The organism is Micromonospora alfalfae (assembly GCF_022230925.1).
Taxonomy (GTDB): domain Bacteria; phylum Actinomycetota; class Actinomycetes; order Mycobacteriales; family Micromonosporaceae; genus Micromonospora; species Micromonospora alfalfae.
The window spans coordinates 1-22,823 of record NZ_JAKKFH010000003.1 but is presented as its reverse complement, the minus strand read 5'-3'; the positions used below and the strand labels follow the sequence as shown (position 1 = coordinate 22,823).

The window sequence follows — 22,823 nt, the reverse complement described above, 5'->3', positions numbered from 1 at the left end:
ACCCCAGACAAATCGATTCGCTCGGCGGGCCGGTGCCCCGGCACCGGCCCGCCGTGGGTGCGCGACGGCCCGACGGATAGGGAAGACTGGCCGGCATGGCTGATCTGAGCGATGCGAAGGCCGCGCTGCACGTCTACCTTCGCGGGACCCGCGAAGACCTCATCTGGAAGCTCGACGGGCTCAGCGAACGTGAGGTCAGGCTGCCCCGCACGGCGACCGGCAACAACCTGCTGGGCATTCTCAAGCACTGCCTCAATGTCGAAGCCGGCTACTTCGGGCCCACCTTCGGCCGCGACTTCCCGACCCCTGACGAGCTGGTCCCGATGGAGGCGTTCGACGAGGACCCCCAGGCAGACTGGTACGCCCGGGAGGACGAGACGAAGGACGGGCTGATCGACCTGTACCGCCGGGTCGGCGCGTTCGCAGACCAGACGATCGACGAGCTGCCGCTCGACGCGCCCGGGCAGGTGCCGTGGTGGCAGCCCGGTGCGCAGGACGTGACCCTGCAGCGGATCATCATCCACGTGACCTGCGATCTCGCCCGTCACGCCGGGCACGCCGACATCATCCGCGAACAGCACGACACAACGATCGGCCTTCGACGGGAGAACACCAACATCCCCGACGACTACGACTGGCCGGCGTACGTCAGCAAGCTGACCAAGCTGGCCGACCACTTCGCGTGATCGGCGAACCCATCGACGGGCGAGACGAGCTCGCCCGGATCGAAGCGGCGTTCGTGGGCACGCCACTGGCCGGCCTGCCGATCGGGCACGGCCCGTCGGGCACCCTCCTCGTCGCCGACGTCGACCCCGATCGGCTGCACGAGGTCTGGCAGGCCGCCGACGCGCTGGTGCCGGTCATCGGACGCCGACCTGTCATGGTCACCGACGACTTCGACGACGCGCTGACCATCCGGTCCAAGCCCGAGCAGGGCCCGTCGGAGTCGGAGCTGCGCGCGTTCGTCGAGGCGGCGGCGTCTTCCGAACCCTGGCTGACCTACCGCCACCACAGGGTGGACCAACAGGTCGACGAGGACGAGATCGAGTTCTACGCGCGTGGCACGACCGGCGTCGACCTGACCGCCCTGGTGCCCGATGTGGTGCTGCCGACACCACTCCCGGTGCTGGAGCGGGCGCTGTACGACCGGCTGCTCGCCGACGCCGACCTGCACGCCCAGGTGCTTGGCAACGTGCGGCTCGTGACGCAGACCGACTACTGGTATACGCCGGACAGCGTCCTGCTCATGTTGCTGCCCACCAGCGACGTCCGTGCCTCCGCGTACTGGGTGGACTTCTACGGTGCGCTCACCGAGGAAGAGCAGCAGCGGCTCGCCGAGGTGCTGGCGCAGTGGCGGCACCGGTGGGACGCCCGCCTGGTCGCGTCGTGGGGCACCATGCTCCAGTTTCAGGTGGGTCGTCGCCCGACGCCGGGTGACGAGGCGTGGGCTGCCGCCGGTCAGCTCAAGGCGCTCGCTCCGGATCTCGAACTGAGCCAGTGGGAGGTCGCCGTCGCCCTAGCGGCCGGTGACGCGTGGTTCGTCCACAACCGACCCTGACAGAGGTGGCTATTCCAGGTGCCCCCCGATTGCTGGCCTCGCGGTCTGCGTGACCCCTTCCTGGCGCAGTTCGAGGACGTGGGGCTGGTCGTCGGTCCGGACGAAACGCACCTCAAGATCGAGGTCCGGGTGTCGGTAGCTACCGTCCGGGCCTGCCAGGAGGACAACCGGTTGCTGGGTTGCGGCGGCGAGGGTCAGTTGGCCGTCGGCGAGGGCGACGTCGATTGGGTAGTCGTCGCGCAGCACGTAACGGCCCGTGACATCCGCAGGCGGCGCGGCGGTGATTCTGGCGGTGGCGTAGCGACGGTCCGCGGCAGCGCGGATGCTGACCAGCAGCTCCCAGCCATCTTCGGAGTTGGTCATCGCCGCTACCCCGATGCCGCTGCCCGGCCAGACGTAGGAGAAGCAGGTGTAGCCGACGTTCAACCCGGTGTGCCCGAAACGACGACGCTCGGCGCGGTCGTCGAGTTCGGTACCGAGGCCGTAGCTGCCGCCAGGAATCTGCGGCGTACACATCTGGGTGGCCAGGTCGCGGTCGAGCAGCTTCGAACCTCCCGCGACGGCCCGGGCGATTTCGAGGTCGAGCCGGAGCAGGTCGGTCGGGGTGCTCCACAGCCCGGCCGCGGCCAGCTCCGGCTGCGTTCGCCAGCCGCCAGGAATCCTGGTGCCGCCGCCGTGGTGGCCATGCGCCACCTGATCCGGTCGCCGGTGCGGAAACTGCTTGTCGAAGCTGCTGTCGACCATGGCCAGCGGTTCCAGCACCAGAGTTCGCAGGAGATCTTCGAACGGGGTTCCGGTCGCGTCCACCATCACCTGCTGGAGCACCGAGTAGTGGCTGCCCGAGTACCGGAAGCGGCTACCCGGTAACAGGGTCGGCCGAACCGGTGGCGTTGTCGTCGTGCCGCTGCCTTCCAGGACCTGCAACAGCGACGGGGCACGATCCGCAAGATAGCCGCGGTACCAGGTGTCGGACAGTCCGGCAGTGTGCGCCAGCAGTTGTCGTACCGTGACTCCCTGCTGGCCTTCCCGACCGGGCAGGTGCCACGAGGTGAGGTGATCGCCGATGTCGGCGTCGAGGTCCAGGACACCGGCCTGGACCAGTCGCAGCGCGCCGAACGCGGCGACGTGCTTGCTGATCGAACAGGCGGCGAAGGCGGTGCTCGCGGTCACCGGAGTTGACGTCCCGGCCGCCGTGACGCCGAACCCTGCCGCCCGGACCTGCCCGCTCAGTTGGCCGACGGCGATGCTGACTCCCGGCACGTCGTAGCTGCTCATCAGCTCGGACAGCGCCGTCGTGTCCGGTGAGAGCCGCCCGGACGACACCTGCCGGTCAAGCTCGCCCAGCAGCGAGACCCAGTCCTGAGGTAGATCCACGACGTCGATTCTCGACCGCGCCCACCGCCGGATCAACTCCGGTCATCCCGTGCGGCTCGTGACGGTACGAGAAACCTCCCGGATCAGACCGAGCGGCTCTTCGGTCCAGTGGGAGACGAGGACCAGTTCCCGGGCCGGGTCGACCCACAGCAGGTGTCGTCCTCCGTTGCCCCGGGCGCTGCGGCCGGTCGTCGGGGCTCCGGGCCACGGCACCTGCTCATCGTTGAGCCACCACAGATAGCCGTACTCCCGTTTGACCGTGCACGGGGCCCAGGACTGCTCAATCCATTCGGCGCTGAGCAACCGGGTCCCGCCATGGGTCCCGCGGTCCAGGAAGAGCTGCCCGATCACTGCCAGGTCCCGGGCCGGGACGACCAGTCCCCCGCCCCAGTGCGCGCCGCCGGAGACCACCTCGACCCGGCCGCTGCTGATCCACCGACACGTGACCCATGCCCAGCAGTGTCCAACGCCCCCGCCGCCGGCAGGGCGAGCCGTGATCAACCACATAGGATCGGACGACCTCGTACGCCGGACCTGAGGAGCGTGCCGTGACCCTGCTGGAGCGTCTGCACCTGGCCGGTATGCGCGAGGTCGTCACGGTGCGGCCGGTGACCGGCGGGCTCGCGGCGCTCGCCGGCATCGCCACCCGCCGGGACGCGCCGCCGGTGTTCGTCAAGGCATTCGACGACCCGCCGGCCGACGACGTCTTCGTCGCCGAGGCGGAAGGGCTGGCCACCCTGCGCGAGTTGGGCGGTGTGGCGACACCCGAGGTGATCCTGGCGGACCGGGACGTCCTGGTGTTGTCGGTGTTGAGCGAGAGGCCGCGCAGCGAGGCCTTCTGGGAGCAGTTCGCACACGTGCTCGCACACCTGCACCTGAATACCACCCATTCCCGTTTCGGCTGGCACCACGACAACTGGCTGGGCCGTCGCCGCCAGGTCAACACGTGGAACGACGACGGCTTCGCCTTCTTCGCGGAGCACCGGCTGCTGCGCTGGCTCGACGAGCCCCGCGTCGGGGCGGCGCTCGACGCGGAGGACCGGTCGGCGCTGGAACGGCTCTGCGACCGGCTGCCCGACCTGCTGCCGGAGCGTCCGGCGTGTCTGACGCACGGCGACCTGTGGGCACAGAACGTCCTGGCCACCGCGGACGGAGAGCCGGCGCTGATCGACCCGGCCGTGTCGTACCTGTGGGCCGAGGTCGACCTCGCGCACGTGTGGTCCACCTCGCCCCCGCCCGAGGCACGACGGATGTTCGAGGTCTACGCGGAGCTGACCGCGCTCGACGCCGGCTGGGAGGCCCGGATGCCGGTCATCCAGCTGCGACAACACCTCGCGGTGCTCGCCCAGTTCGACGACGACTGGGGCGCTGCCGATCAGATCCGCGCCGTCCTTGCCCCGTTCCGGACCCGAACCTGACCGGAGGCCCGGCCGCCGGACGCGGCGAGCGGCCGGACTGTTCCGTCAACGTGGTCCACCTCCGTCGAGGCCCGCGAGCGGCCCAAGGTCAGGCCCTCGTTACGGTGACCACTTCACTGGGGGGGGTGGGGCCATGGCACCGGAGGTGTCGCCGCGAAGGGCCAGTGCGGTGCTCGTCACGCTCTCGCTCGCCGCGTTCGCGTTCATCACTACCGAGCTGCTGCCGGTCGGTCTGCTGACCCGCATCGCACCCGATCTGGACCGCTCCCGCTCGCAGGTGGGCCTGCTGGTCAGTGGGTACGCCATCGTGGTGGTGCTGGCGTCCGTACCGCTGACCCGACTGACCCAGCGGGTCCCCCGGCGGCACCTGCTCGGTGTCACGATGTTCCTGTTCGCCGCCGCGAACGCAGCCGCCGCGCTCGCGCCGACGTACGCCGTGCTGGCCGGCACCCGCCTGGTGACCGCCCTCGCCCAGGCGCTGTTCTGGTCCGTCGCCACGGCGACAGTGATCGGGCCCTTCCCGGTCGCGGTGCGCGGTCGGGCGGTGGCGTTGTTCGCGACCGGGGCGACGCTCGCTCCGGTGCTCGGCGTACCCCTGGGCACCTGGCTCGGGCAGCAAGCCGGCTGGCGCGCGGCGTTCGCTGTGCTCGCCGGGATCGGTCTGGCTATCGCCGCCGCGGTGCTGCTCCTTCTCCCCTCCTATCCCCCGGCCGCCGGCGGCGCCGCCCGGGGCAGCGCACCGGACGGCCGGCGCTTCGCCGTCCTGCTGATCGCCACCGCCCTCGGCATCGGCGGCTTCATGACCCTGCAGACCTACGTGACACCGTTCCTGCTCGACGTCAGCGGCTTCGCCGACGCGGTGCTGGCGCCGCTGCTGTTCGTCTCCGGCGCGGCCGGTGTCGTCGGCACCCTGGTCGCGGCCCGGACTCTGGACACCCGGCCGATCGCTTCGCTGCTGACGCCGTTGGGCATCGGCACGGCCTCGCTGCTCGGGCTCTACGCGCTCGGCGCGCTCAAACCGGGCGTGGTAGCGCTTCTCGCCGGGATCGGCCTCGCGTACGCGGCGTTCGGCTCCGCCGTGCAGAACCGGATGCTGCAACTGGCCCCGGGCAGCACCGACATCGCGTCGGCCGGGGTCAGCACCGCCTTCAACGCCGGCATCGCCGGTGGATCACTGCTCGGCGGCGCCCTCCTGCCCGCCCTGGGGGCACGCCCGCTGGCGCTCGCCGGGGGTCTGCTGACGCTGGCCGCCCTGACGCTGCTCGCCGTGGACGCGCGTCGGGGCCGCGTCGTCGGGCCGGCGTCGACCGTCGCTCCTCCCTCAGCTACGGCACGCGGGTCTGGACGCTGATCGGCGTGCTCGTTCGCGCTGTCCGCGCGGGCGGGCGGCGGGACAGCAGATATCCGGTCAGTGCGGCGCCGAGGCCGGCGAGGCCGGCCGTCGCGAAGCCACCCGCCGGCACGGAGAGGTCGATCGCCACGCCGACCAGCGGGGCGCCGAGCGCGAAGCCGGCGCTCTGCGCCGAGGACTGCAGACCGATGACCTCGCCCCGCACACCGGGTGGCGCCAACCGGCTCACCGCGTCGGCCACCGTGCCGAGGGTCGGCGCGGTGAGGAGCCCGCTGCCGACGACGGCCACGCACAACCACTGCCAGTCGCGGGCCAGCCCGGCCGGGATCGTCACGAGCCCGAGCAGGCCGAGCAGCAGCCAGGTCGGCAGTGGCCGGGTCAGCGCGCCGTAGACCAGCCCGCCGATGACCGACGACACGCCGAACACCACGACGACCACGGCTGCCCAGGACACCTGACCTGCCTCCCGCAGGGTGGCGACGATGGCGAGGTCGACGCCGCTGAGCAGGGTCGTCGTCCCGAACGCCATCGTCAGAGCGGCGATCATCCTGGCGTCCAGCCACTGCCGGCGCGGAGGTCGTTCCGCCGCTGCGGCGTCCGCCTCGTCCTGACCGCGCATCGGTGGGTTGAGCACGGCGATTCCGACGCCGCCGGCCAGGATCGCGGCGCCGACCCCCCACGCCACCACGTCGGGAGACACCGTCGCCGCGCCCAGGATCACCACCGCCGGCCCCACGATGTACGACAGTTCGCCCTGCACCGATTCCAGCGCGAACGCGGCCCGGCGCTGTTCCGCCGTCGTCATCGCGGCGATCGCCTGCCTGCTCACCGCCTGGGCCGGCACCATCAACAGGCCGGCGACGAAGCTGGCGACCAGCAGGAACCCGTACGGCAGGACCGGCACACCCAGCCAGAACACGACCTGCGCGGTGACGGTCACCAGCAGGACGAGGCGCAGGCCCCGTGAGTCGATCATGCGGCCGAGCAGCGGCCCGCCCAGCGCCACTCCGGCGGTCAGGGCCGCCGCGACAGCACCGGCCGCCGCGTAGTTCAGCTCCAGGCCGAGGACGACGACGAGGGTCAGCGCCATCACGTCGGCCGTTATCGCGGTGCGGGCGAGCAACGAGACGCCCAGCAGCGGTGCCATCCCAGGCACGGCGAGCACCTGCCGGTAGCTGGTCACCCGGTTGACGCTAGTTCCGCCCGCCCGCCATAAGAAGGCTCGATTTCGTTGAGGCTGGCATAATGATTGCTTATGGCAAAGGATCTGGAGACCGCCCTGCTGCGGTCGTTCGTCGCCGCCGTGCGGGAGGGCAGCATCAGCCGTGCCGCGACCGCTCTCGGGCAGACCCAGCCCGGCCTCAGCCAGCAGCTACGCAAGCTCGAAAGCGTCGTCGGTCGTCCACTGCTGCACCGGTCGTCGTCTGGTGTCTCGCCGACCCGGGCGGGCGAGGAACTCCTGCCGTACGCCGAACGCATCCTCTCGCTCTCCGCACAGGCACTCGCCGAAACCGGACGCGCGCTCACCGGCCACTGTGGCGTCGGGTTGCTCGAAGACCTCGCCGCGTCCCACCTTCCGCAGGCCCTCGCCGACCTCGCCCGGCTGCACCCCGGCGCGACGCTGGAGGTGCTCAGCTGCTCCAACGTCGCCATGCGGGAGGCCTACGACACGGGCCGCGTCCAACTCGTGCTGGACGCGGTACCGGACATTCCCGGGCCGCCGCGCTGGACGGTGCGCGCCCCGCTGGTCTGGGCGACCGGGCAGGGTGTGGACGTGAGCGCCGATCCGCTGCCGGTGGTGCTCTTCTCCAACCCGTGCTCCTGGCGTACGTCGGTGCTGGACGCGCTGGAGACCGCCGATCGGCGTTGGCGGGTGGCCTTCGAGAGCAACAGCCTGGTCGGGGTGCTCGCCGCGGTACGGGCCGGGCTCGGCGTCGCGGCGCTCATGCCCGCGAACCTCGAACCGGTCATGATCTGCCGCGACACTGATGCCCTGCCCGCCCTGCCGGACGTCGAGTTCGGTCTCGCCCGGCACCCCCGGACCGAGGGTGATCCACTGATCGATGCCGTGGAGACGGTGCTCCGTCGCATCGTCTGAGCACTCACCCTCACCGTCGGGGCCGGCGGTCACCCACTGCCCGCGCTGACGACAGCCATCACGATCAGGGTGCGTCGCCGCCGCTGACTCATCAGCGCGAAACAGGCGGTGAGCACCACCAACTCCAGCTCGGCCCACTCGCCGGTGACCTCGACGCGGATCGGCCCGCCGCGCCGGCCGGGCAGGCGTACCGCGAGGCGGTGCCCGTCGCGTACCAGCTCACCGCCGCAGCGGCCGGGCGACCAGCGGGCCACCCCGCCGGGCCCCGGCACGTGCGACCGGCCCGGATCGAGCCGCACCGGCACGCCGTACTCGCCCTGGGCGGTGAACCCGATGCGTCGGCGGCCGGTAGGCGCGACGGTCCAGCGGCCGGTGCCGGTGCGGATCTCGCCGCACCGCCAGGTCCAGCCGGTACGCAGCGACGCGCGCGCCCCGGAGTCGAGGACGAAGGCCCCGTCCTGTTTGCGTACGGTCAGCGTGGTCATCGGTTCGCCCCTGCCGGACGTGACCGGGGCAGGCCGAGGATGAGGATGACGCCGACGCTCAGGTGCAGCAGAGCGAGGGTCGCCTTCGCTCCCCCGCCGACGCCACTCGGCGGCCCGACCACGAGCGACAGCAGCAGCACGATGACCGCGATCGAGGTCCACCAGACGCGGGAGCGGTTGGTGCGGCGTTCCAGCACCGCGAGCAGCGCCCAGCCGGCCAGTGCCGCGACCACGGTGGCCACGATGACCGCGGCCACGGTGATCTGCCGGGTCGAGTTTGCGGACCTGACCGCCAGGTCGACGCCGGCCGCCGAGTTCAGCAGCGCGAACTCGACCACCGCCACCACTGTCGCGCCGGCCACCACCGCGGCCCGTCCCAGGAGAAGGTTGTTCGTCATGGCCTGAGTCTGCGGACCGGGCCGGGCCGGACGCGTCGGTCGAGACGCCGCGGCGGGTACGTCCGCCGGCCGCTCGGCGTACTACCAAAGGAGGTGGTCCGGACCGCCGCGAGCCCAGTAGCGTGCGCGATGTGGATGCGGCGACGTGCGAGGTCAAGCCGCCGCGGACGTGGCGTTCCGTCCCGGTGGTGGTGACGACGGTGGCGGTAGGCGTCCTCGTCGCGACCATGCTGTGGTCCGCCACCCGGTCCAGCTCCGCCGGCCTGGTCGGCGTCGACGTCGCGCTGGCGGTGGCCGCCCTGGCCCTCGTTCCGGTGGTCGTCCGCCGCCCGCAGGTCGGTGGCGTGCTGGCCGGCCTGCTCGTAGCGCTGTCTCCGGTGCTCACGCCGGTGGCCAGTTTCGCGGTCCTGTTCATCGCCCGCAACCGGCCGTTTCGGCAAGCGGCGGCGGTGGCGGCGGTCGGCGTGGCGGGCGAGGCGGTGCAGGCGTTCTGGCGACCGGTGCCCAGCCTGCCGTACGGCTGGCGGCTGGTGCTGATGACGATCGCCTACGCGGCCCTGCTCGGCTGGGGCACCTGGGCGCAGGCCCGGAACGCCCTGTTGGCGGCGCTGCGGGACCGGGCCCGGCGGGCCGAGCAGGAGCAGGAACGACGGGTCGACGAGGCGCGGGCGGCGGAGCGCAGCCGGATCGCACGGGAGATGCACGACGTGCTGGCACACCGGCTGTCACTGCTGGCTGCCGCCGCCGGTGCGATGGAGTACCGGCCGGACGCGCCGCCCGAGCGGCTCAGCGCCGCCGCCGGGGTGATCCGGGCCAGCGCACACCACGCCCTCGACGAGCTGCGCGAGGTCATCACCCTGCTGCGCAGCGACGACACCGACTCGCCGACCGACGCGCCACCCGGGCAGACCCTCGACGACCTGCCGTGCCTGGTCGACGAGGCGCGGGCCGCCGGGCAACAGATCGAGGTCGACGACAGGCTCGGCCCGCCGGTCGAGATCCCCCCGACTGTCGGCCGCACCGCGTACCGGATTGCGCAGGAGGCACTGACCAACGCCCGCAAGCACGCCGTCGGTCAGCCGGTCCGGCTGGTGCTCGGCGGCGCGCCCGGCTCTGGCCTCAGCATCGCGGTGAGCAACCCGACGACGCCCGACAGCAGCGCCACCGGCAGCGCAGGCACCGGCCTGATCGGCCTTGCCGAACGGGCTGCGCTCAGCGGCGGTCGGGTCGACCACCACGTCGACGCCGCCGGCCGGTTCCAGCTCAGCGCGTGGCTGCCGTGGCCGACGTGACGGTTCCGATCCGGGTCGTCATCGTGGACGACGATCCCCTCGTACGGGGAATGCTCACGCTGATGCTCGACGGCGCCGACGGGATCGTCGTCGTGGGCGAGGCCGCCGACGGCGCCACGGCGATCACGGCGGTGGACCGGCACCTGCCCGACGTGGTGCTGATGGACATCAGGATGCCCGGCGTCAACGGCATCACCGCCACCGAGCGCCTGCGCCGCCGCCACCGGCCACCCGAGATCATCGTGCTCACCACGTTCGACACCGACGAGCACGTGGTGCGAGCCCTCCGGGCCGGCGCGAGCGGCTTCCTGCTCAAGGACACCCCGCCCGAGCAGATCAGTCAGGCGGTCCGCGCGGTGGCGGCCGGCAGCCCGATGCTGTCTCCGGGCGTGACGCGCCGCCTCATGCAGCGGGTCGCCTCGGGGGCCGAGTCCCACGAGCGGGCGCAGCAGCGGTTGGCCCTGCTCACGCCCCGGGAACGCGACGTCGTGCTGGCCATCGCCCAGGGGCGCTCCAACGCCGAGATCGCCAGCGAGCTGCTGATGAGCGTGACGACGGTGAAGGCCCACGTCTCGCACATCCTGACCAAGCTGGATCTCGACAACCGCACCCAGATCGCTCTGCTCGCCCACGACGGTCGGCTCCTCTGACGGGGAGCCGGGGTCAGGCCAGCACCGCTGGCAGGAGCAGGAGGGCGAAACGGATCACCCGCCCGGAGAGGCAGGCGACGGCGAACTCCCAGCGTCGAAGGCCCGCGGTGCCGGCGGCGAGGCTGACGACGGCCAGCGGTGGAACCCCGACCGCGGCGGAGGCCAGCACTGTCGGTAGGGCGGTGCGGCGGCGGGAGAGCCAGCGCCGGATCGGCTCGGTCCACCGCGCGGCCCGAGCCGCCGCGCGACCTGACTTTCCCCGTTTCGCGACCGTCCGGGCCAGCCGTCCCGATCCGCGACGCGCCGACTCGAACAGCAGCAGCTTGCCGGCGGTCTGCCCGAGCGCCAGGGCGACCACGGCCACGAGAGCGTGGCCGGCACGCTGACCGGCGACCACTGCGTACGCCTCGGCGTTGACGACCGGGACGAGCGCCGAAGCGACACCGTAGCCGAGCGCTACCACGGCCTCGGCGAGGCTGCTCATGCCCGGCCGTCCCGTTCGAGCAGCCGGACCACCGCTGCGACCGACCACAGCTTGACCGCGACGACGGCGACGGCGACGCCCAGCGCGAGCAGGTGCTGCCCGAACGCGATGGCGCCGATGACGCCGGCGGTGTTGGCGACCTTGGCCACTGGCGACCAGTTCAACACCCACACCCGCCGGTCGACCAGGTGGAAGTAGTTGGGGCTGAGCACCGGCCAGCACAGGAACGCCAGCGACAGCATGGTGTCCAGCACCAGGAACGAGAGCAGGAAGACCACTGCCACGACCGCGACGTCCGGCACGAGGGAGACCAGGCCCACGCAGAGTACGGCGGTGCAGGCGCGGTCGCTCACGATGTCGAAGACGGCCCCGGCGCGGGTCTCCTGTCCGAGCCGGCGGGCGGCCCAGCCGTCGAGCACGTCACCGAGCCAGTAGATACCGTACGATACCGCCATCAATGCCACCGACCCGGAGACGAGGGCCACGATACCGACGGTGACAGCGGCGACCGTGCGGATGGCGGTGATGTAGTTGGGAACCGTACGGAGCGGGCCGACGGTGATGGCGGCGCGGGAGTCGACGAGAGTCACCTCCGCAGAGTCGTCCGGTGAGCGTTGTCGCGGAACGTGCCACGGTGCCGATCTGGTTCCGAGGGCGGTACCGGGGTGCCGGCCGATCCGGTACCTGGGTACTGGTCGGTCTTCCGGCTGGTCACGGAGACTGTCCAGGTGATGACTGGAATCCGCGAACTGGTGCGCGACCCCGAGCGAGTGCGCCGACTCGCGTACGCCGCGGTGGTTTTGATCATCGCCGCGGTGGTCACCACCGTCGAGGACGGCGTGTCGGTGCCGGCGGGCTGGGCGTGGCTGGTGCTGCCGGTCGGCCTCGGGGCCATAACGCTGCGCCCCCGCTACCGAACCGCGGTCTTCGCGGTCTGCGCGGGGTTCGTGGCGATCGTGAGCACCGGCGAGTCGGTTCAGTTGGGTTTGGCAGCCGCCGGCCTGGTGTTCGTCTCGGTCTGCGAGGACCCGGCCCGACACCCGTGGCTGGGGTGGGTGGGTGGCTTGGCCGGCGCGGCCGGCGCCCTCAGCGTCGCGCTGCTCAACGGGCGCGGGCTGTACGAACAGCCGTTCTTCTTCGTGACGGCCGGCTACCTCCTGGCGATCCTGTTGCGATCGTGGTCACGCGGCAACGCCCTCACCCGGGAGACCGACGACCTGCGCGGCCAGGCCGCCTGGCTCGAACAGCGCACCAATCTGGCCCGCGAGCTGCACGACGTGGTCGGCCACCACGTCACAGCGATGGTGGTGCAGGCCGAGGCGGGCCAGCTCAGTGACGACCCGGGGGCGGCGCTGCGGGCGATCGCGGGCAGTGGCCGCACCGCACTGAGCGAACTGGACACGCTCGTCGTGCACCTGCGCGATCCGGACGCGTCGATAGCGGTGAGCGCCCCGCCGCGCCTGTCCGACATCGACGAGCTGCTCGCCCAGCCGCTGCGCCAGCAGGGCGTGACGGTGCGGGTCCAGGTGGACCCCGAGCCGGGCCTGGACGAGATCGGCGTGTTGACCGCATACCGCATCGCCCAGGAGGCCCTCACCAACATCGCCCGCCACGCGAAAGCCAGCCAGGCCTGGGTCGAACTGGCCCGCGTCGGCAATCACGCCCGCCTGCGGATCAGCGACGACGGCGTCGGCCCGCCCCGCGCACCAACGAGCGGCTCGGGCCTGCTCGGCATCGGGGAGCGCGTTGCCGCGCGCGGCGGGAGCTGGGAGCTGAGCCACCGCCCCGGCGGCGGCACTGTGGTGCAGGCCGACCTGCCGGTGAACACATGATCCGCGTCGCGATCGCCGACGACCAGGAACTGGTCCGGGACGGCTTCAGCCTGATCCTGCGGTCCCAACCCGACATCCAGGTCGCGGCCGAGGCGGCCGACGGCAGGCAGTTCCTCGACGCCGTACGTCGAGACTCCCGCATCGACGTCGCCCTCGTCGACATCCGCATGCCGGTGCTCGACGGCCTGCAAGCCACCCGCGAGCTGGCCACGATCCCCCACGCCCCGGCCGTCATCGTCGTCACCACCTTCGATGACGACGCCTACGTCCTGGACGCCATCGCCGCCGGCGCACGAGGGTTCCTGCTCAAGCGTTCCAGCGCCCGCGACCTGATCGCCGCGGTGCGCACCGTCGCGGCCGGCGAGGCGGTCCTCTCCGCCGAGGTCACCGGCGCCGTCCTCGAACGGGTCCGCGCGACCGGCCCGGCCACCCGCGTGGAGTTGGCGGCCTACCAGCTGACCGCCCGGGAAACCGACGTGCTCGCCCTGATCGGCGCGGGGCTCAACAACAACGAGATCGCCGAACGCCTCTACCTGTCCATGAGCACCGTCAAGACCCACGTCACGAACGTGCTGGCCAAGACCGGCAGCCGCGATCGCGTACGAGCAGCCATCCTGGCGATCCAGGCCGGCCTGACGCCCTGAGTCAGGCGCCGGCGCGGATCGGCCGGCGCTGCGGGCTGGCCTGCCGCCCCCCGGTCAGCGCCCTCGCCACGACGGCGATGACGAGGGCCGACGCGATGGTCAGCACCACGGCCACCGGAGCGACGTGCTCGGCCTGCCACTCGACATCGCCCGCCGTGATGGCCGTCTGGTCGATGCCGAAGACATCGGTCCCCGGCAGCAGCGAGGCCGGATACCACAACGGCGCGTACGAGTACGGCAGGCCGACACCACCGTTGAGCGTCCAGTAACCGGCCCCGTCGTAGATCAACGCGCTGTCGACGACGACGGCCACATCGCAGGCAACCAGGGCAGCCACGCACAGCAGCCCAATGGCACTCTTGCCGTGCCCCCGCCTGGCCAACCTGCTCGACAGGATCGCCCCCGCGCCGAGGAGCGCCGCCCAGACGCTGCCGGTGAGCGCCTCGATCGGCAGGTACTCGACACGCGGTCCGTGCGCGAACAGCACAAGCAGGAGCACAGTCGATATCCACATCAGGCTGAGCCGCTTGGTCATCGACCAGGTCGAACCCATGCCGCGAGGCTACCGTGGACCGGCTCGGCGCTTGACCCCACAGACTCTGCCGGCGGCCCTGTCGGCCCGTTCACATCGGGCTTGGAAGCGCTAGCTGACACGGTCGGCGGTTGATGGGTCGTAGGGTTGCGCTATGGCACAACGACTCGTCAGCGTATGGCAACCGTTCTTCCTTGCTAGCGAGAGTCAGGGCGCGGCCATCGACGCCGCGACCGAGTTGGAGGACCTGGGCTACTCACGAATCTGGTTCTCCGGTGGTTTCGGCGAGAACGTCGCTCCCCGCTTCCGGGAGATCCTGGACGGGACCACGCGCATCGGGGTCGCTACCGGGATCGTCAGCATCTGGCACTCGTCGCCTCCCGAGGCGGCGGCGTTCGCCAAGGACGCGGAGCAGGCGCATCCCGGCCGGTTCCTGCTCGGTCTCGGCGCCAGCCACGCGGTGGTGGTGGAGAGCGGCGGCACCGACTATCGCAAGCCGTACTCACGGATGGTGCAGTACCTCGACGGCCTCGACGCGGCCGGGCTTTCGCCCGAGCGGCGCATCCTGGCGGCACTGGGCCCGCGGATGCTCGAACTCTCCCGCGACCGCTCGACCGGGGCGCACCCGTACTTCGTCCCAGCCGAGCACACCGCCGCAGCGCGGGCGGCAATCGGGCCCGACCGGCTGCTCGCCCCCGAGGTCGCTGTGGTTCTCGACGCGGACCCCACCACCGCGCGTGCCACCGCCCGCCAGTACACGAGCGGGTACCTCGCGCTGCCGAACTACACCAACAACCTGCGGCGATTCGGCTGGACCGACGAGGACTTCGCCGCCGGCGGCAGTGACCGCCTCGTCGACGCCCTGATCCCGTGGGGCAGCGTCGAGGATGTGGTGGCCGGGTTGGAGAAGCACTACCAGGCCGGCGCGGACGAGGTGGCGATCCAGGTGCTCAACGGCGGCGACGACACGTCGTTCCCCGCCGACGCGTTCCGCGCCCTCGCCGCAGCCCTGATCTGACCTCCGACTGCGCTCTGACTCACCGGAGGAGATCGAGGCCGGTCAGGTCGGCCGAGAGCGCCCAGAGGCGGGCCGCCTCGCCCCTGTCCGTGGGGCTGCCGTCGGTGATGCGGCAGTCCACGCAGTAGTCGCCGCCGTTCGCGTCGAGCTGGGGTGACGTGGCGGCCCAGACCTGGGTCGCCGCGCCTTGCTCGACGGTCTTGAACAGGCCCGGCGTGGGAGCGCCTTCAGCGTCGATCCAGCCGGCGGCGACCATCTCCTCGGCTGCGAGGTGCCGTTGCAGGGGAGTGAGGATCCAGCCAGGGTTTGTGGAGAAGGCACGGACGCGGTGCGGCCTGCCGAGCAGGTCGAGGTGGCGGGCGAACAGGATGTTCGCGAGCTTGGACTGGGTGTACGCCTCCCACTTGTCGTACCCGCGCTGGAACTGCACGTCGTCCCACCGGATACGCCACGCCGGGTTGCGCCCGGAGGCCACCGAGACGACGCGAGCCGTGTCGGGGGCGGTGAGCGCGGGCCACAACAGGTTCGTCAGCGCGTAGTGGCCGAGGTGGTTGACCGCGAAGTGCCCTTCCCAGCCGGGTCCAACCCGGGTTTCCGGGCAGGCCATGATGCCGGCATTCGCGATCAGGATGTCGAGCGCGGGGTGGCTGCGGAGGAACCGTACGGCGAAGGCGCGGACGGAGGTGAGGTCGGCGAGATCGAGCTGGTCGACCTCGACCCCGGCTACGTCGGCGAGTGCCTGCCGCGCTGCATCCGGACGGAGAGCTGGGACGACGACCCGAGCCCCGGCTCGGGCGAGCGCGCGGGTCGTGGCGAGACCGAGACCGGAGTAGCCGCCTGTGACGAGGGCGGTCTTTCCGGTGAGGTCGAGCCCGGCGAGGACGTCTCCGGCCGTACTGTGGGCACCGAACCTGGTGTGGGTCGTGTCTCTGCTCATGTCGCGGACGCTAGGTGCTAGACCGAGGTCTAGGTCAATGGCTACGGTCGACGCCATGGCGGACAGCGGCCTGAGCATCGGGCAGGTGGCGCAGCGCACCGGGTTGAGCGTGCACACCCTGCGGCTCTACGAGCGTGAGGGCTTGTTGGCCAGCGAGGTGCGGCGCGACGGGTCCGGCAGGCGCGTCTACAGCGCCTGGGACGTCGAGTGGCTGGCAAACTGCGTGAAGTTCCGTGCCTCCGGGATGCCGCTCACCACCATCAGCCGCCTGGCCCAGCTCGTACGCGAGGGCAGCGGCAACGAGGCCGAGCGGCTCGCGTTGCTTCGCGAACACCAGCTCCACATCAGCGAGCAGCTCACGCAGCTGCACGACACCCTCGGACTCATCAACGGCAAAGTGGCCAGCTACGAAAAACACCTCGCCGCCGGCGCCTCCAATGATCCCTGGCAACAGCAACCCCAGCCCGCCCCGACAGAGCACACACCTCAGCTGGGCTGATGAACACGGCCGGCCGGACCAGGTTCGCTGGCTCTCGTGGCCGTTCGAGTGCCGGGTTGCGGTGCCTGGTTGGTGGGTAGGACCTGAGTGTCGGGCAGATGGGTACGCTGCACCGGCGGTGGCCTCGGCCAAGCACCTCCGCAGCACGGCCACCCTCACCGCCCGGGTGGCACCACCGGCGTTCCCGTATCCGCAGACGAGAGGCGAAGCCACACCATGACCGCAGTACCAGGCCAACGGTCTACTGCTGTTGCGGGTTCGGCGGCTGCCGAGCAAGCAGCGGAGGAGGACCTGCGCGCGTTGTTCGGGCAGTCCATCGCCGTCTTCGCGTCTCTGGCGGGGCCATCGCACCTGGTGGAGACGGCGAACCCGGCGTTCTTCGCCACCATCGGCGAGGAGCGGGCCCGGGTCGGGGTGGCCATCGCCGAGCTGATGCCCGAACTGGCCGGTCAGGGATTCATCGCGCTCCTGGACCAGGTTTTCCGCACGGGTGAGCCCTACACCGGCCGTGACGTCCGGGTCGAGCTGGGCAACGGCCCGCAGGCGCGGGAGGCGTTCTTCGACTTCACCTACGAGCCGCGTCGGGACGCCGACGGCAACGTGACCGGGATCCGTGTGCTCGGCGTGGAGACGACGCAGGTCAAGCACGCCCAACGGTTGATGGCCGAACACCGTGCCCTGCTGGAGCAGATCGCCCGCCAGGCGCCCCTGACCGAGGTGCTCGACGGGATGGCCCGCTGTATCGAGAACCTCGCACCGCAGGAGGTGCTCGTCTCCGTCCTGCTCGCCGATCCCGACGCCCGGCACCTGCGCCACGGCGCCGCGCCGAGCCTGCCCGACTTCTACAACCAGGCCATCGACGGCATCGCGACCGGCGAAGGTGTCGGTTCGTGCGGCACCGCCGCCCACCGGCGGGAACCAGTCATCGTCACCGACATCGCCACCGATCCGTTCTGGGACGACTTCCGGGGCCTGGCCGGCCAGGCCGGGTTGGCGGCCTGCTGGTCCACGCCGATCCTGGCCCGCGACGGCGGCCTGTTGGGCACCTTCGCGATGTATCACCGCACGCCGCGCGTCCCGCAGGACACCGACCTCGCCCTCACCCGGCTCTTCGCCGGCACCGCGGCCCTGGCCATCGAACGCCACCACATCGAGCAGGCGAAGCTCGCCGCCGAGGCACGCGCCAAGTCGGCAAATGACGAGCTGGCCAAGGTGCTGCGCGTGGAGCGGGAACTGCGCGCCGAGGCTGAGCAGCGCGCCGCCGCCGCCGCGGCACTCGCCACCCAGATGCGTGCCGCCGCGGCCGCGCAGGCCGCCACGCCGCACCCCGAGCACTGCCAGCTCGGCGGTGCCGCGGGGTGCACCGCGCCAGCCGAGGTCAAGGTCGCCGATTCGTGGGGTGACGCTGCGTGGGGCTGCCCCGCCCACGTCGAAGAGGCCATCCTCAACGTGCGGTCGGTATTCATCGCCAGCGAGGAACTCGGTGGCCTGAACGCCTACCTCAACCGCTGACGGCTCCCGGACGCCTGCTGGGCAGCTAGAGGCGCCACTCCTTGCGGTAGTCGGGGTGCTCGTTGTACGACTGCACGAGCACTCGGAGCGCATACGCGAGACCAGCGAAGCGCTCGTCGCCGTGGCCCATCGCCTCGTACTCCCGCGCCAGCATGTCGACCAGGTCGAGCATCGGCACTGGCTGTCGAGGAGAGCTTCGCTCCCGAAGCGGTGAAACACGTCGACGTAGGCGTGGCAGCCCGCCTCGTACCGGGCGTGGAGGAATCTCAGGAGTTCTTCCATTGCTGCCCGAGCGGTAGTGGCAGAGGCCAGGAACCGTCGCCGCGCGTCCGGCGCAGGGTCAGGGCGTCCAGCGCACGCCCGGGTTCACCCGCCCGGACCAGTCGAAGACGGCCATGTTGTCCCACTGGTTTCCGGTGCCGTTGATGTTGGCCGGGTCCCAGCCGTTGCCGCGGACGGCGTACCAGGTCGGTTCCCAGTAGAAGACACCGATGGCACCCGCGTTGCGGGCGGTGTTCTGCACCCAGTCGAACTCCTGGGCCTGACCGGCCCAGGTCGCGCTGATGCCGTCGCAGGTCGCGTCGCCGATGGCGTTCGGCTCGCTGTCCGCGTTGTTGCGGGTGAAGGGGTACGCGGTCTCCGCGATCACCACCGGCTTGCCGTAGCGCCCGCGCAGATCGACGATGTTGTTGTAGAGGTTCGCCAGACTGCCGTGCCACATGCAGTAGTACGACTGGGCGGTGATGTCCCACTGCACACCCTGGGCGCGGATGCCGTCGTAGAACCACCGGGCGTTGGCGTTGCTGTCGGCGTTTGCGGTATGGATCATCACCGGAATGCCGCTGCCGCAGGCCTTTGTGGCGTTGTAGCCCTGCTTCAGCAGGCCGGCCAGCGGGGCGAAGTCGTTGTTGACGACCTTGCCCTCGTTCCACAGCATCCCCACGTTGATCTCGTTGCCGATCTGCACACTGTCCGGTGGGGTGCCCTGCCCCCGCAGGCTTGAGCAGACGTCGTAGGTGAAGGTGTAGACGTCGGTACGCAGTTGGCTCAGGCTGTGGCCGGCCCAGGTGGCCGGCTTGTACTGCTTGCCCGGGTCGGCCCAGGTGTCGGAGTAGTGGAAGTCGACGAGCACCTTGAGGCCCTTCGCCCTGGCCGCCCTCGCCTGGCCCAACACCGCGCTCTTGTTGTTGTAGCCGCTGATGGGGTTGTTCCAGACGCGCAGTCGGATGTAGTTGACGCCGACGGACTTCAGGATGTCCAGCGGGTCTCGGGCGACCCCGCCGGCGTCGTAGTACCTGGCACCCAGGTCCAGGCTGCGCTGCAACGAGGAAACGTCGGCGCCGCGCATGGTGAGCGTGTTCGCGGCGGAGACGGGTGCGGGCGTGCCGCCGAGCGTGGTGGCGACGACGAGGATGCCGGCCGTGACGGCCCCGAGCAGGGCCCTGGGGCGGCGGTGGGGGGTGACCGGTTGGGTGTCCACGAGACTCCTTCAGCCCACTGTGCAGGGGGTGCCGTTCAGAGAGAAACCGGTCGGCGGCGCGTCGCTGACACCCCACCGGCCCTGGATGCCGAAGGTCGCCGAGCCGTCCGGCGCGAGGACACGGTTCCAGTCGACGTTACGGGCGGTCACGGTGGCACCGGTCTGGCCGATCGTGGCGTTCCACCCCGAGGTGACCTGCTGGTCGCCGGGGAAGCTGAAGGTCACGGTCCAGCCGTCGACCGGCGCCGTCCCGGCGTTGTGGACCGTCGCCGAGGCCACGAAACCGCCAGGCCACTCGGACTGGTTGCGGTAGGTCACCCGGCAGGTGGAGGGCGGCGGGGGCGTCGTGGGCAACTCGACAGTGTTGGACGCGATCGACACGTTGCCCACCGCGTCCCGGGCCCGCACGTAGTAGAGGTTGCGCTGCGGTGTCGACGCAGGTAGCGACGTCGTGTACGTCGTACCCGGCACAGTGGCGATCAGCCTGGAGATGAACCAGCCGTCGAACCGGTAGACGTCATACCCGAGCACGCCGACGTTGTCCGTCGACGGTGACCAGGACAACGTGGCCGTCGAGGCGGTCACCTCGCCGGCGGTCAGGCTCTGCGGCGCGCTCGGCGGGGTGGTGTCCGGGCCGGTGTCCGTCACCGGTGTGACCACGGTCAGCATGTCCGACCAGTTCGAGCGTTGCCCGAGGCTGTCCCGGGCGATCATTCGGAACGAGAGCTGCATGCCCGGCCCAACGTGGGTGGTGATCGTGGTGGTGGTGACCGCGCCGGCGGTAGCGCTGAAGATGACGTCGCCAAACTCCTGGTAGTACGTGATGTCGTAGCCGGTGATGGCGCAGCAGCTGGACGTGGCGGCCGTCCAGGTGAGGGTGATCGACCCGGTCCGGACCTCGCTGGCGGTCAGGTTCGTGGGCGGGCTCGGCGGGACGGGCGCGGTGCTCGGCGTACTGGACGGCGCTGTCGGCGTCGGCGTTGGCGGGGCGGTCCCGGCCGGCGCTGCGACGGACACCGCGGCCCCAGCGGGCGCCGGGGCGACCTCTGGGTACGCGGCGGGCGTCACGGTGCCGGCGTCGGCCGCCGGTGCGGCGCTCAGAGCGGCGCCGAGCACCGCCGTCGACAGCACGACGGCGGCCAGCAGGCCCGGCCGCAGACGGCGGAACAGCGAAGACGAGCGAACGCCTGTCATAGGTCGACGATGCAGCAAGGCATCGATGATCGCCAACGCGTCTCACGCCTCGGCCACTGATCGGCGCGGCTCATGCCCGACTTCTTACCGAACCGTGACGTGCCCGGTGACCGCTGACCGTTGACCGCCCGTTGGCCCGTACCGAGGGGAGACAGCACAGCACCGGAGCCCTTTCCGGCTTTGAGGAGATTCCGATGAACCGCAGAAAGAACGGGACCGCACTGGGCCAGACCCGGCCGGCCCGACTCGCCATGGCCGCGCTCGTGCTGGCGGCCACCGGCGCGCTCACCGCCACCTTCGTCTCCGGTGGCGGCAAGGGCACCGCGGATGCCGCCACCAGCCTGGACCAGTTCGTGTCGATCGAGAACGTGCCGCCGAACGTGCAGAACCCGAGGCCGGCCGCCGGTGCGTCGACCGGCAGGTTCACCGTCGACTGCGGCACGAACGGCAACGGCAAGTTCAGCCCGGACAATCCGGTGGCCCAGCCCGGCATCCGCAACGGCGCCGAACACGTCCACGACTTCGTCGGCAACCTGGCCATCACCGCGAACTCCTCCGACGCCGATCTGGACGCCTCCGGCACCACCTGCCGCAACGGCGACAAGTCGTCCTACTTCTGGCCGGTGGTGCGCATCGACAAGACCGTCCGCGGCGGCAAGCAGCTCCAGCAGGCCCTCGCCCAGACCCAACCCATGGTCGTCTGCCCCTCGGTCGGCAAACGGCTGCGCGCCGTCCCCACCGGGGCTCGCGGCACCGTCGACCGCCTGCTGGCCGAGTTGGATCGCCAGCAGGCCGCCGCGAACCACCGGATGACCGCCAGCCGGGGCCGCATCGACGCCGCATTCAACCGGGAGGTCATCGACTCACTGCGGGCCCGCCGCGCCGCAATGATCAAGCAGATCAGCACCACGATCACCGCCGCTGGCGGTAACCAGCCTGGCCTGGTCTCGCTTGTCGACTGTGACGTCAGCTACGACGACATGCACGCCCGGATGCCCGGCAGCGCCCACCGGGCGAGCGTCAAGGCGGCCCAGGCCGCGAATCCACGCATCCAGTGCCCGGCCGTGCGGGACAGGTTGCCCGGCGTACCCGATCGGGCGCTTGCCGAGGTGAACCGCAACCTCGACGACCTCGACCGGCAGATCTCCGAGGCCAACGAGCGCCTGGTCACCAGTCGTGGCCAGGGCGGCCCGGCCTTCGTCGACAACGCCATCCTCGGACCGCTGCGCGCCAAGCGGGTCGCCGTGCTCGACCGGATCGCCACCGCGATCGGGCGGCAGGCCCCCCGCCCGCAGGGTCTCGACGCGCTCGCCGGCTGCACGCTGGACCAGGCCCCGAGCACCCCGGCGGCACCGAGCAGCGCACCCACCACCGCCGCCGCGCTCCCCGACCCGCAGGGACCGAACCTTGAGCTGCCCGGCAACACCGGCGGCATCGTCCGCCCGGCGCAGGTGCTGATCGAATACCGCGGCAACCCCGTCAGCACTGTGGTGCCGATGCCGAAGTTCCTCCGGGCCCTCACCGGCGACGCCAAGCCCACCAGCCGTGGCCCGGCCAACGCCCGCGCCACCTGGACCTGCTCGGGCTTCACCGACCGGCTCTCCGACAAGTACCCGATCTGCCCCGCCGGCAGTCAGGTGCAGCGTGTCCACGACTTCCCCGGCTGCTGGGACGGCAGGAACGTCGACAGCGACAACCACCGCAACCACGTCGCGTTCGCCGACAAGGCCACCGGCGCCTGCCCACAGGGTTTCCGGGCGATCCCGCAACTGCGGATCACAGTGGCCTACGACATCGCCCGCGACGTGCAGGTCAAGGGCCAGTACGCCCTCGACTCCTTCCCCGAGGAGAACCACAACCCCTTCTCCGACCACAACGACTTCGTCAACGTCAACTCAGCCCAGACGATGCAACGCATCGCCACCTGCATCAACAAGGGCAAGAACTGCTCCTGACGCCGGGGCCGCGTCGTTCGGGCGACACCGGGTCGCGGCCGGCCGCCGGCCGCGACCCGGTGTCGCCATTACCGATGGGACGATTCACTGGGAGCGATACCAGTTGTGAACA

Annotated in this window: 25 protein-coding genes; 13 read left to right on the top strand and 12 right to left on the bottom strand. The window is 71.1% G+C overall.

The window, feature by feature from the left end; all coding sequences use genetic code 11:
* Positions 1-95 precede the first annotated feature (95 nt).
* Both MED01_RS01925 and MED01_RS36000 read left to right on the top strand, forming a co-directional pair.
* Positions 96-686, top strand: a complete 591-nt coding sequence (locus tag MED01_RS01925; protein WP_238666820.1) for a DinB family protein — start codon at positions 96-98, stop codon at positions 684-686.
* The gene (locus MED01_RS36000; RefSeq protein WP_238666819.1) at positions 683-1,558 is read left to right on the top strand and encodes a DUF4253 domain-containing protein; all 876 of its coding nucleotides are present in this window, start codon (positions 683-685) and stop codon (positions 1,556-1,558) included. Before MED01_RS01925 ends, MED01_RS36000 begins: the two co-directional genes overlap by 4 nt.
* A 9-nt stretch (positions 1,559-1,567) precedes the next feature.
* Here MED01_RS36000 and MED01_RS01915 read toward each other — a convergent pair whose 3' ends face one another.
* Positions 1,568-2,932: a serine hydrolase domain-containing protein gene (locus tag MED01_RS01915; protein WP_238666818.1), complete on the bottom strand. Its 1,365-nt coding sequence runs from the start codon at positions 2,930-2,932 to the stop codon at positions 1,568-1,570.
* Between the two features lie 42 nt (positions 2,933-2,974).
* Positions 2,975-3,433 (bottom strand): serine hydrolase domain-containing protein, encoded by a 459-nt coding sequence (locus MED01_RS01910; RefSeq protein WP_238666817.1) that lies wholly within the window; start codon positions 3,431-3,433, stop codon positions 2,975-2,977.
* Positions 3,434-3,480: 47 nt separating this feature from the next.
* Here MED01_RS01910 and MED01_RS01905 point away from each other — a divergent pair, with 47 nt between their 5' ends.
* Both MED01_RS01905 and MED01_RS01900 read left to right on the top strand, forming a co-directional pair.
* Positions 3,481-4,350 carry a fructosamine kinase family protein gene (locus MED01_RS01905; RefSeq protein WP_238666816.1) on the top strand — a complete coding sequence of 290 codons (870 nt, stop codon included), beginning with the start codon at positions 3,481-3,483 and terminating at the stop codon, positions 4,348-4,350.
* Positions 4,351-4,483: 133 nt separating this feature from the next.
* A complete protein-coding gene (locus MED01_RS01900; RefSeq protein ID WP_238666815.1) occupies positions 4,484-5,701 on the top strand; it encodes an MFS transporter in 1,218 nt (405 codons plus the stop codon).
* Here MED01_RS01900 and MED01_RS01895 read toward each other — a convergent pair.
* The gene (locus tag MED01_RS01895) at positions 5,676-6,884 is read right to left on the bottom strand and encodes an MFS transporter (RefSeq protein ID WP_238666814.1); all 1,209 of its coding nucleotides are present in this window, start codon (positions 6,882-6,884) and stop codon (positions 5,676-5,678) included. The genes MED01_RS01900 and MED01_RS01895 overlap by 26 nt on opposite strands.
* Before the next feature lie 72 nt (positions 6,885-6,956).
* Between MED01_RS01895 and MED01_RS01890 the strand changes: the two genes are divergently transcribed.
* A complete protein-coding gene (locus MED01_RS01890; protein WP_238666813.1) occupies positions 6,957-7,799 on the top strand; it encodes a LysR family transcriptional regulator in 843 nt (280 codons plus the stop codon).
* A 29-nt stretch (positions 7,800-7,828) separates the two neighbouring features.
* On the opposite strand, the gene MED01_RS01885 is transcribed toward MED01_RS01890, so the two are convergent.
* Together MED01_RS01885 and MED01_RS01880 are read right to left on the bottom strand one after the other, a co-directional pair.
* Positions 7,829-8,284 carry a hypothetical protein gene (locus tag MED01_RS01885; protein WP_238666812.1) on the bottom strand — a complete coding sequence of 152 codons (456 nt, stop codon included), beginning with the start codon at positions 8,282-8,284 and terminating at the stop codon, positions 7,829-7,831.
* The gene (locus tag MED01_RS01880; RefSeq protein ID WP_238666811.1) at positions 8,281-8,682 is read right to left on the bottom strand and encodes a DUF6069 family protein; all 402 of its coding nucleotides are present in this window, start codon (positions 8,680-8,682) and stop codon (positions 8,281-8,283) included. The genes MED01_RS01885 and MED01_RS01880 overlap by 4 nt, the downstream gene beginning before the upstream one ends.
* A gap of 131 nt (positions 8,683-8,813) precedes the next feature.
* Between MED01_RS01880 and MED01_RS01875 the strand changes: the two genes are divergently transcribed.
* Together MED01_RS01875 and MED01_RS01870 are read left to right on the top strand one after the other, a co-directional pair.
* Complete coding sequence (locus MED01_RS01875) at positions 8,814-9,974, top strand: sensor histidine kinase (protein WP_238666810.1); 1,161 nt, start codon at positions 8,814-8,816, stop codon at positions 9,972-9,974.
* Positions 9,971-10,624 carry a response regulator gene (locus tag MED01_RS01870; protein ID WP_238666809.1) on the top strand — a complete coding sequence of 218 codons (654 nt, stop codon included), beginning with the start codon at positions 9,971-9,973 and terminating at the stop codon, positions 10,622-10,624. Before MED01_RS01875 ends, MED01_RS01870 begins: the two co-directional genes overlap by 4 nt.
* A 13-nt stretch (positions 10,625-10,637) precedes the next feature.
* Here MED01_RS01870 and MED01_RS01865 read toward each other — a convergent pair whose 3' ends face one another.
* Both MED01_RS01865 and MED01_RS01860 read right to left on the bottom strand, forming a co-directional pair.
* The gene (locus MED01_RS01865; RefSeq protein WP_238666808.1) at positions 10,638-11,108 is read right to left on the bottom strand and encodes a VTT domain-containing protein; all 471 of its coding nucleotides are present in this window, start codon (positions 11,106-11,108) and stop codon (positions 10,638-10,640) included.
* Positions 11,105-11,698: a CDP-alcohol phosphatidyltransferase family protein gene (locus tag MED01_RS01860; protein WP_238666807.1), complete on the bottom strand. Its 594-nt coding sequence runs from the start codon at positions 11,696-11,698 to the stop codon at positions 11,105-11,107. The genes MED01_RS01865 and MED01_RS01860 overlap by 4 nt, the downstream gene beginning before the upstream one ends.
* A gap of 141 nt (positions 11,699-11,839) precedes the next feature.
* On the opposite strand from MED01_RS01860, the gene MED01_RS01855 reads away from it, so the two are divergent.
* Both MED01_RS01855 and MED01_RS01850 read left to right on the top strand, forming a co-directional pair.
* Positions 11,840-12,940 (top strand): sensor histidine kinase, encoded by a 1,101-nt coding sequence (locus MED01_RS01855; protein ID WP_238666806.1) that lies wholly within the window; start codon positions 11,840-11,842, stop codon positions 12,938-12,940.
* The gene (locus MED01_RS01850) at positions 12,937-13,584 is read left to right on the top strand and encodes a response regulator transcription factor (RefSeq protein WP_238666805.1); all 648 of its coding nucleotides are present in this window, start codon (positions 12,937-12,939) and stop codon (positions 13,582-13,584) included. Before MED01_RS01855 ends, MED01_RS01850 begins: the two co-directional genes overlap by 4 nt.
* 1 nt (position 13,585) lies before the next feature.
* Here the strand turns inward: MED01_RS01850 and MED01_RS01845 are convergent, their stop codons facing one another.
* On the bottom strand, positions 13,586-14,137 hold the full coding sequence (locus tag MED01_RS01845) for a hypothetical protein (protein ID WP_238666804.1): 552 nt from the start codon (positions 14,135-14,137) through the stop codon (positions 13,586-13,588).
* Positions 14,138-14,270: 133 nt separating this feature from the next.
* Here MED01_RS01845 and MED01_RS01840 point away from each other — a divergent pair, with 133 nt between their 5' ends.
* Positions 14,271-15,134 carry an LLM class F420-dependent oxidoreductase gene (locus tag MED01_RS01840; RefSeq protein WP_238666803.1) on the top strand — a complete coding sequence of 288 codons (864 nt, stop codon included), beginning with the start codon at positions 14,271-14,273 and terminating at the stop codon, positions 15,132-15,134.
* 19 nt (positions 15,135-15,153) lie between these two features.
* Here the strand turns inward: MED01_RS01840 and MED01_RS01835 are convergent, their stop codons facing one another.
* A complete protein-coding gene (locus MED01_RS01835) occupies positions 15,154-16,071 on the bottom strand; it encodes an oxidoreductase (RefSeq protein ID WP_238666802.1) in 918 nt (305 codons plus the stop codon).
* 55 nt (positions 16,072-16,126) lie between these two features.
* Here MED01_RS01835 and MED01_RS01830 point away from each other — a divergent pair, with 55 nt between their 5' ends.
* A complete protein-coding gene (locus MED01_RS01830; protein WP_238666801.1) occupies positions 16,127-16,570 on the top strand; it encodes a MerR family transcriptional regulator in 444 nt (147 codons plus the stop codon).
* Between the two features lie 216 nt (positions 16,571-16,786).
* On the top strand, positions 16,787-18,082 hold the full coding sequence (locus tag MED01_RS01825) for a GAF domain-containing protein (RefSeq protein WP_238666800.1): 1,296 nt from the start codon (positions 16,787-16,789) through the stop codon (positions 18,080-18,082).
* A 25-nt stretch (positions 18,083-18,107) separates the two neighbouring features.
* Here MED01_RS01825 and MED01_RS01820 read toward each other — a convergent pair whose 3' ends face one another.
* The 3 genes from MED01_RS01820 to MED01_RS01810 all read right to left on the bottom strand — a co-directional run bounded on the left by MED01_RS01820 (position 18,108) and on the right by MED01_RS01810 (position 20,756).
* Complete coding sequence (locus MED01_RS01820) at positions 18,108-18,254, bottom strand: DUF6221 family protein (protein WP_238666799.1); 147 nt, start codon at positions 18,252-18,254, stop codon at positions 18,108-18,110.
* A gap of 168 nt (positions 18,255-18,422) precedes the next feature.
* The gene (locus MED01_RS01815; RefSeq protein WP_238666798.1) at positions 18,423-19,562 is read right to left on the bottom strand and encodes a glycoside hydrolase family 53 protein; all 1,140 of its coding nucleotides are present in this window, start codon (positions 19,560-19,562) and stop codon (positions 18,423-18,425) included.
* A gap of 9 nt (positions 19,563-19,571) precedes the next feature.
* On the bottom strand, positions 19,572-20,756 hold the full coding sequence (locus MED01_RS01810; protein ID WP_238666797.1) for a cellulose binding domain-containing protein: 1,185 nt from the start codon (positions 20,754-20,756) through the stop codon (positions 19,572-19,574).
* Positions 20,757-20,950: 194 nt separating this feature from the next.
* Here MED01_RS01810 and MED01_RS01805 point away from each other — a divergent pair, with 194 nt between their 5' ends.
* A complete protein-coding gene (locus tag MED01_RS01805; RefSeq protein WP_238666796.1) occupies positions 20,951-22,711 on the top strand; it encodes a DUF1996 domain-containing protein in 1,761 nt (586 codons plus the stop codon).
* The last annotated feature ends 112 nt before the right edge of the window (positions 22,712-22,823 follow it).

Bases quoted from the DNA above. Each gene is read 5' to 3' on its own strand.
- MED01_RS01835 (WP_238666802.1), bottom strand. From the start codon at position 16,071: ATGAGCAGAGACACGACCCACACCAGGTTCGGTGCCCACAGTACGGCC.
- MED01_RS01880 (WP_238666811.1), bottom strand. From the start codon at position 8,682: ATGACGAACAACCTTCTCCTGGGACGGGCCGCGGTGGTGGCCGGCGCG.
- MED01_RS01840 (WP_238666803.1), top strand. From the start codon at position 14,271: ATGGCACAACGACTCGTCAGCGTATGGCAACCGTTCTTCCTTGCTAGC.
- MED01_RS01810 (WP_238666797.1), bottom strand. From the start codon at position 20,756: ATGACAGGCGTTCGCTCGTCTTCGCTGTTCCGCCGTCTGCGGCCGGGC.
- MED01_RS01885 (WP_238666812.1), bottom strand. From the start codon at position 8,284: ATGACCACGCTGACCGTACGCAAACAGGACGGGGCCTTCGTCCTCGAC.
- MED01_RS01900 (WP_238666815.1), top strand. From the start codon at position 4,484: ATGGCACCGGAGGTGTCGCCGCGAAGGGCCAGTGCGGTGCTCGTCACG.
- MED01_RS01865 (WP_238666808.1), bottom strand. From the start codon at position 11,108: ATGAGCAGCCTCGCCGAGGCCGTGGTAGCGCTCGGCTACGGTGTCGCT.
- MED01_RS01850 (WP_238666805.1), top strand. From the start codon at position 12,937: ATGATCCGCGTCGCGATCGCCGACGACCAGGAACTGGTCCGGGACGGC.
- MED01_RS01855 (WP_238666806.1), top strand. From the start codon at position 11,840: ATGACTGGAATCCGCGAACTGGTGCGCGACCCCGAGCGAGTGCGCCGA.
- MED01_RS01805 (WP_238666796.1), top strand. From the start codon at position 20,951: ATGAACCGCAGAAAGAACGGGACCGCACTGGGCCAGACCCGGCCGGCC.
- MED01_RS01830 (WP_238666801.1), top strand. From the start codon at position 16,127: ATGGCGGACAGCGGCCTGAGCATCGGGCAGGTGGCGCAGCGCACCGGG.
- MED01_RS01845 (WP_238666804.1), bottom strand. From the start codon at position 14,137: ATGGGTTCGACCTGGTCGATGACCAAGCGGCTCAGCCTGATGTGGATA.
- MED01_RS01820 (WP_238666799.1), bottom strand. From the start codon at position 18,254: ATGCTCGACCTGGTCGACATGCTGGCGCGGGAGTACGAGGCGATGGGC.
- MED01_RS01890 (WP_238666813.1), top strand. From the start codon at position 6,957: ATGGCAAAGGATCTGGAGACCGCCCTGCTGCGGTCGTTCGTCGCCGCC.
- MED01_RS01825 (WP_238666800.1), top strand. From the start codon at position 16,787: ATGACCGCAGTACCAGGCCAACGGTCTACTGCTGTTGCGGGTTCGGCG.
- MED01_RS01925 (WP_238666820.1), top strand. From the start codon at position 96: ATGGCTGATCTGAGCGATGCGAAGGCCGCGCTGCACGTCTACCTTCGC.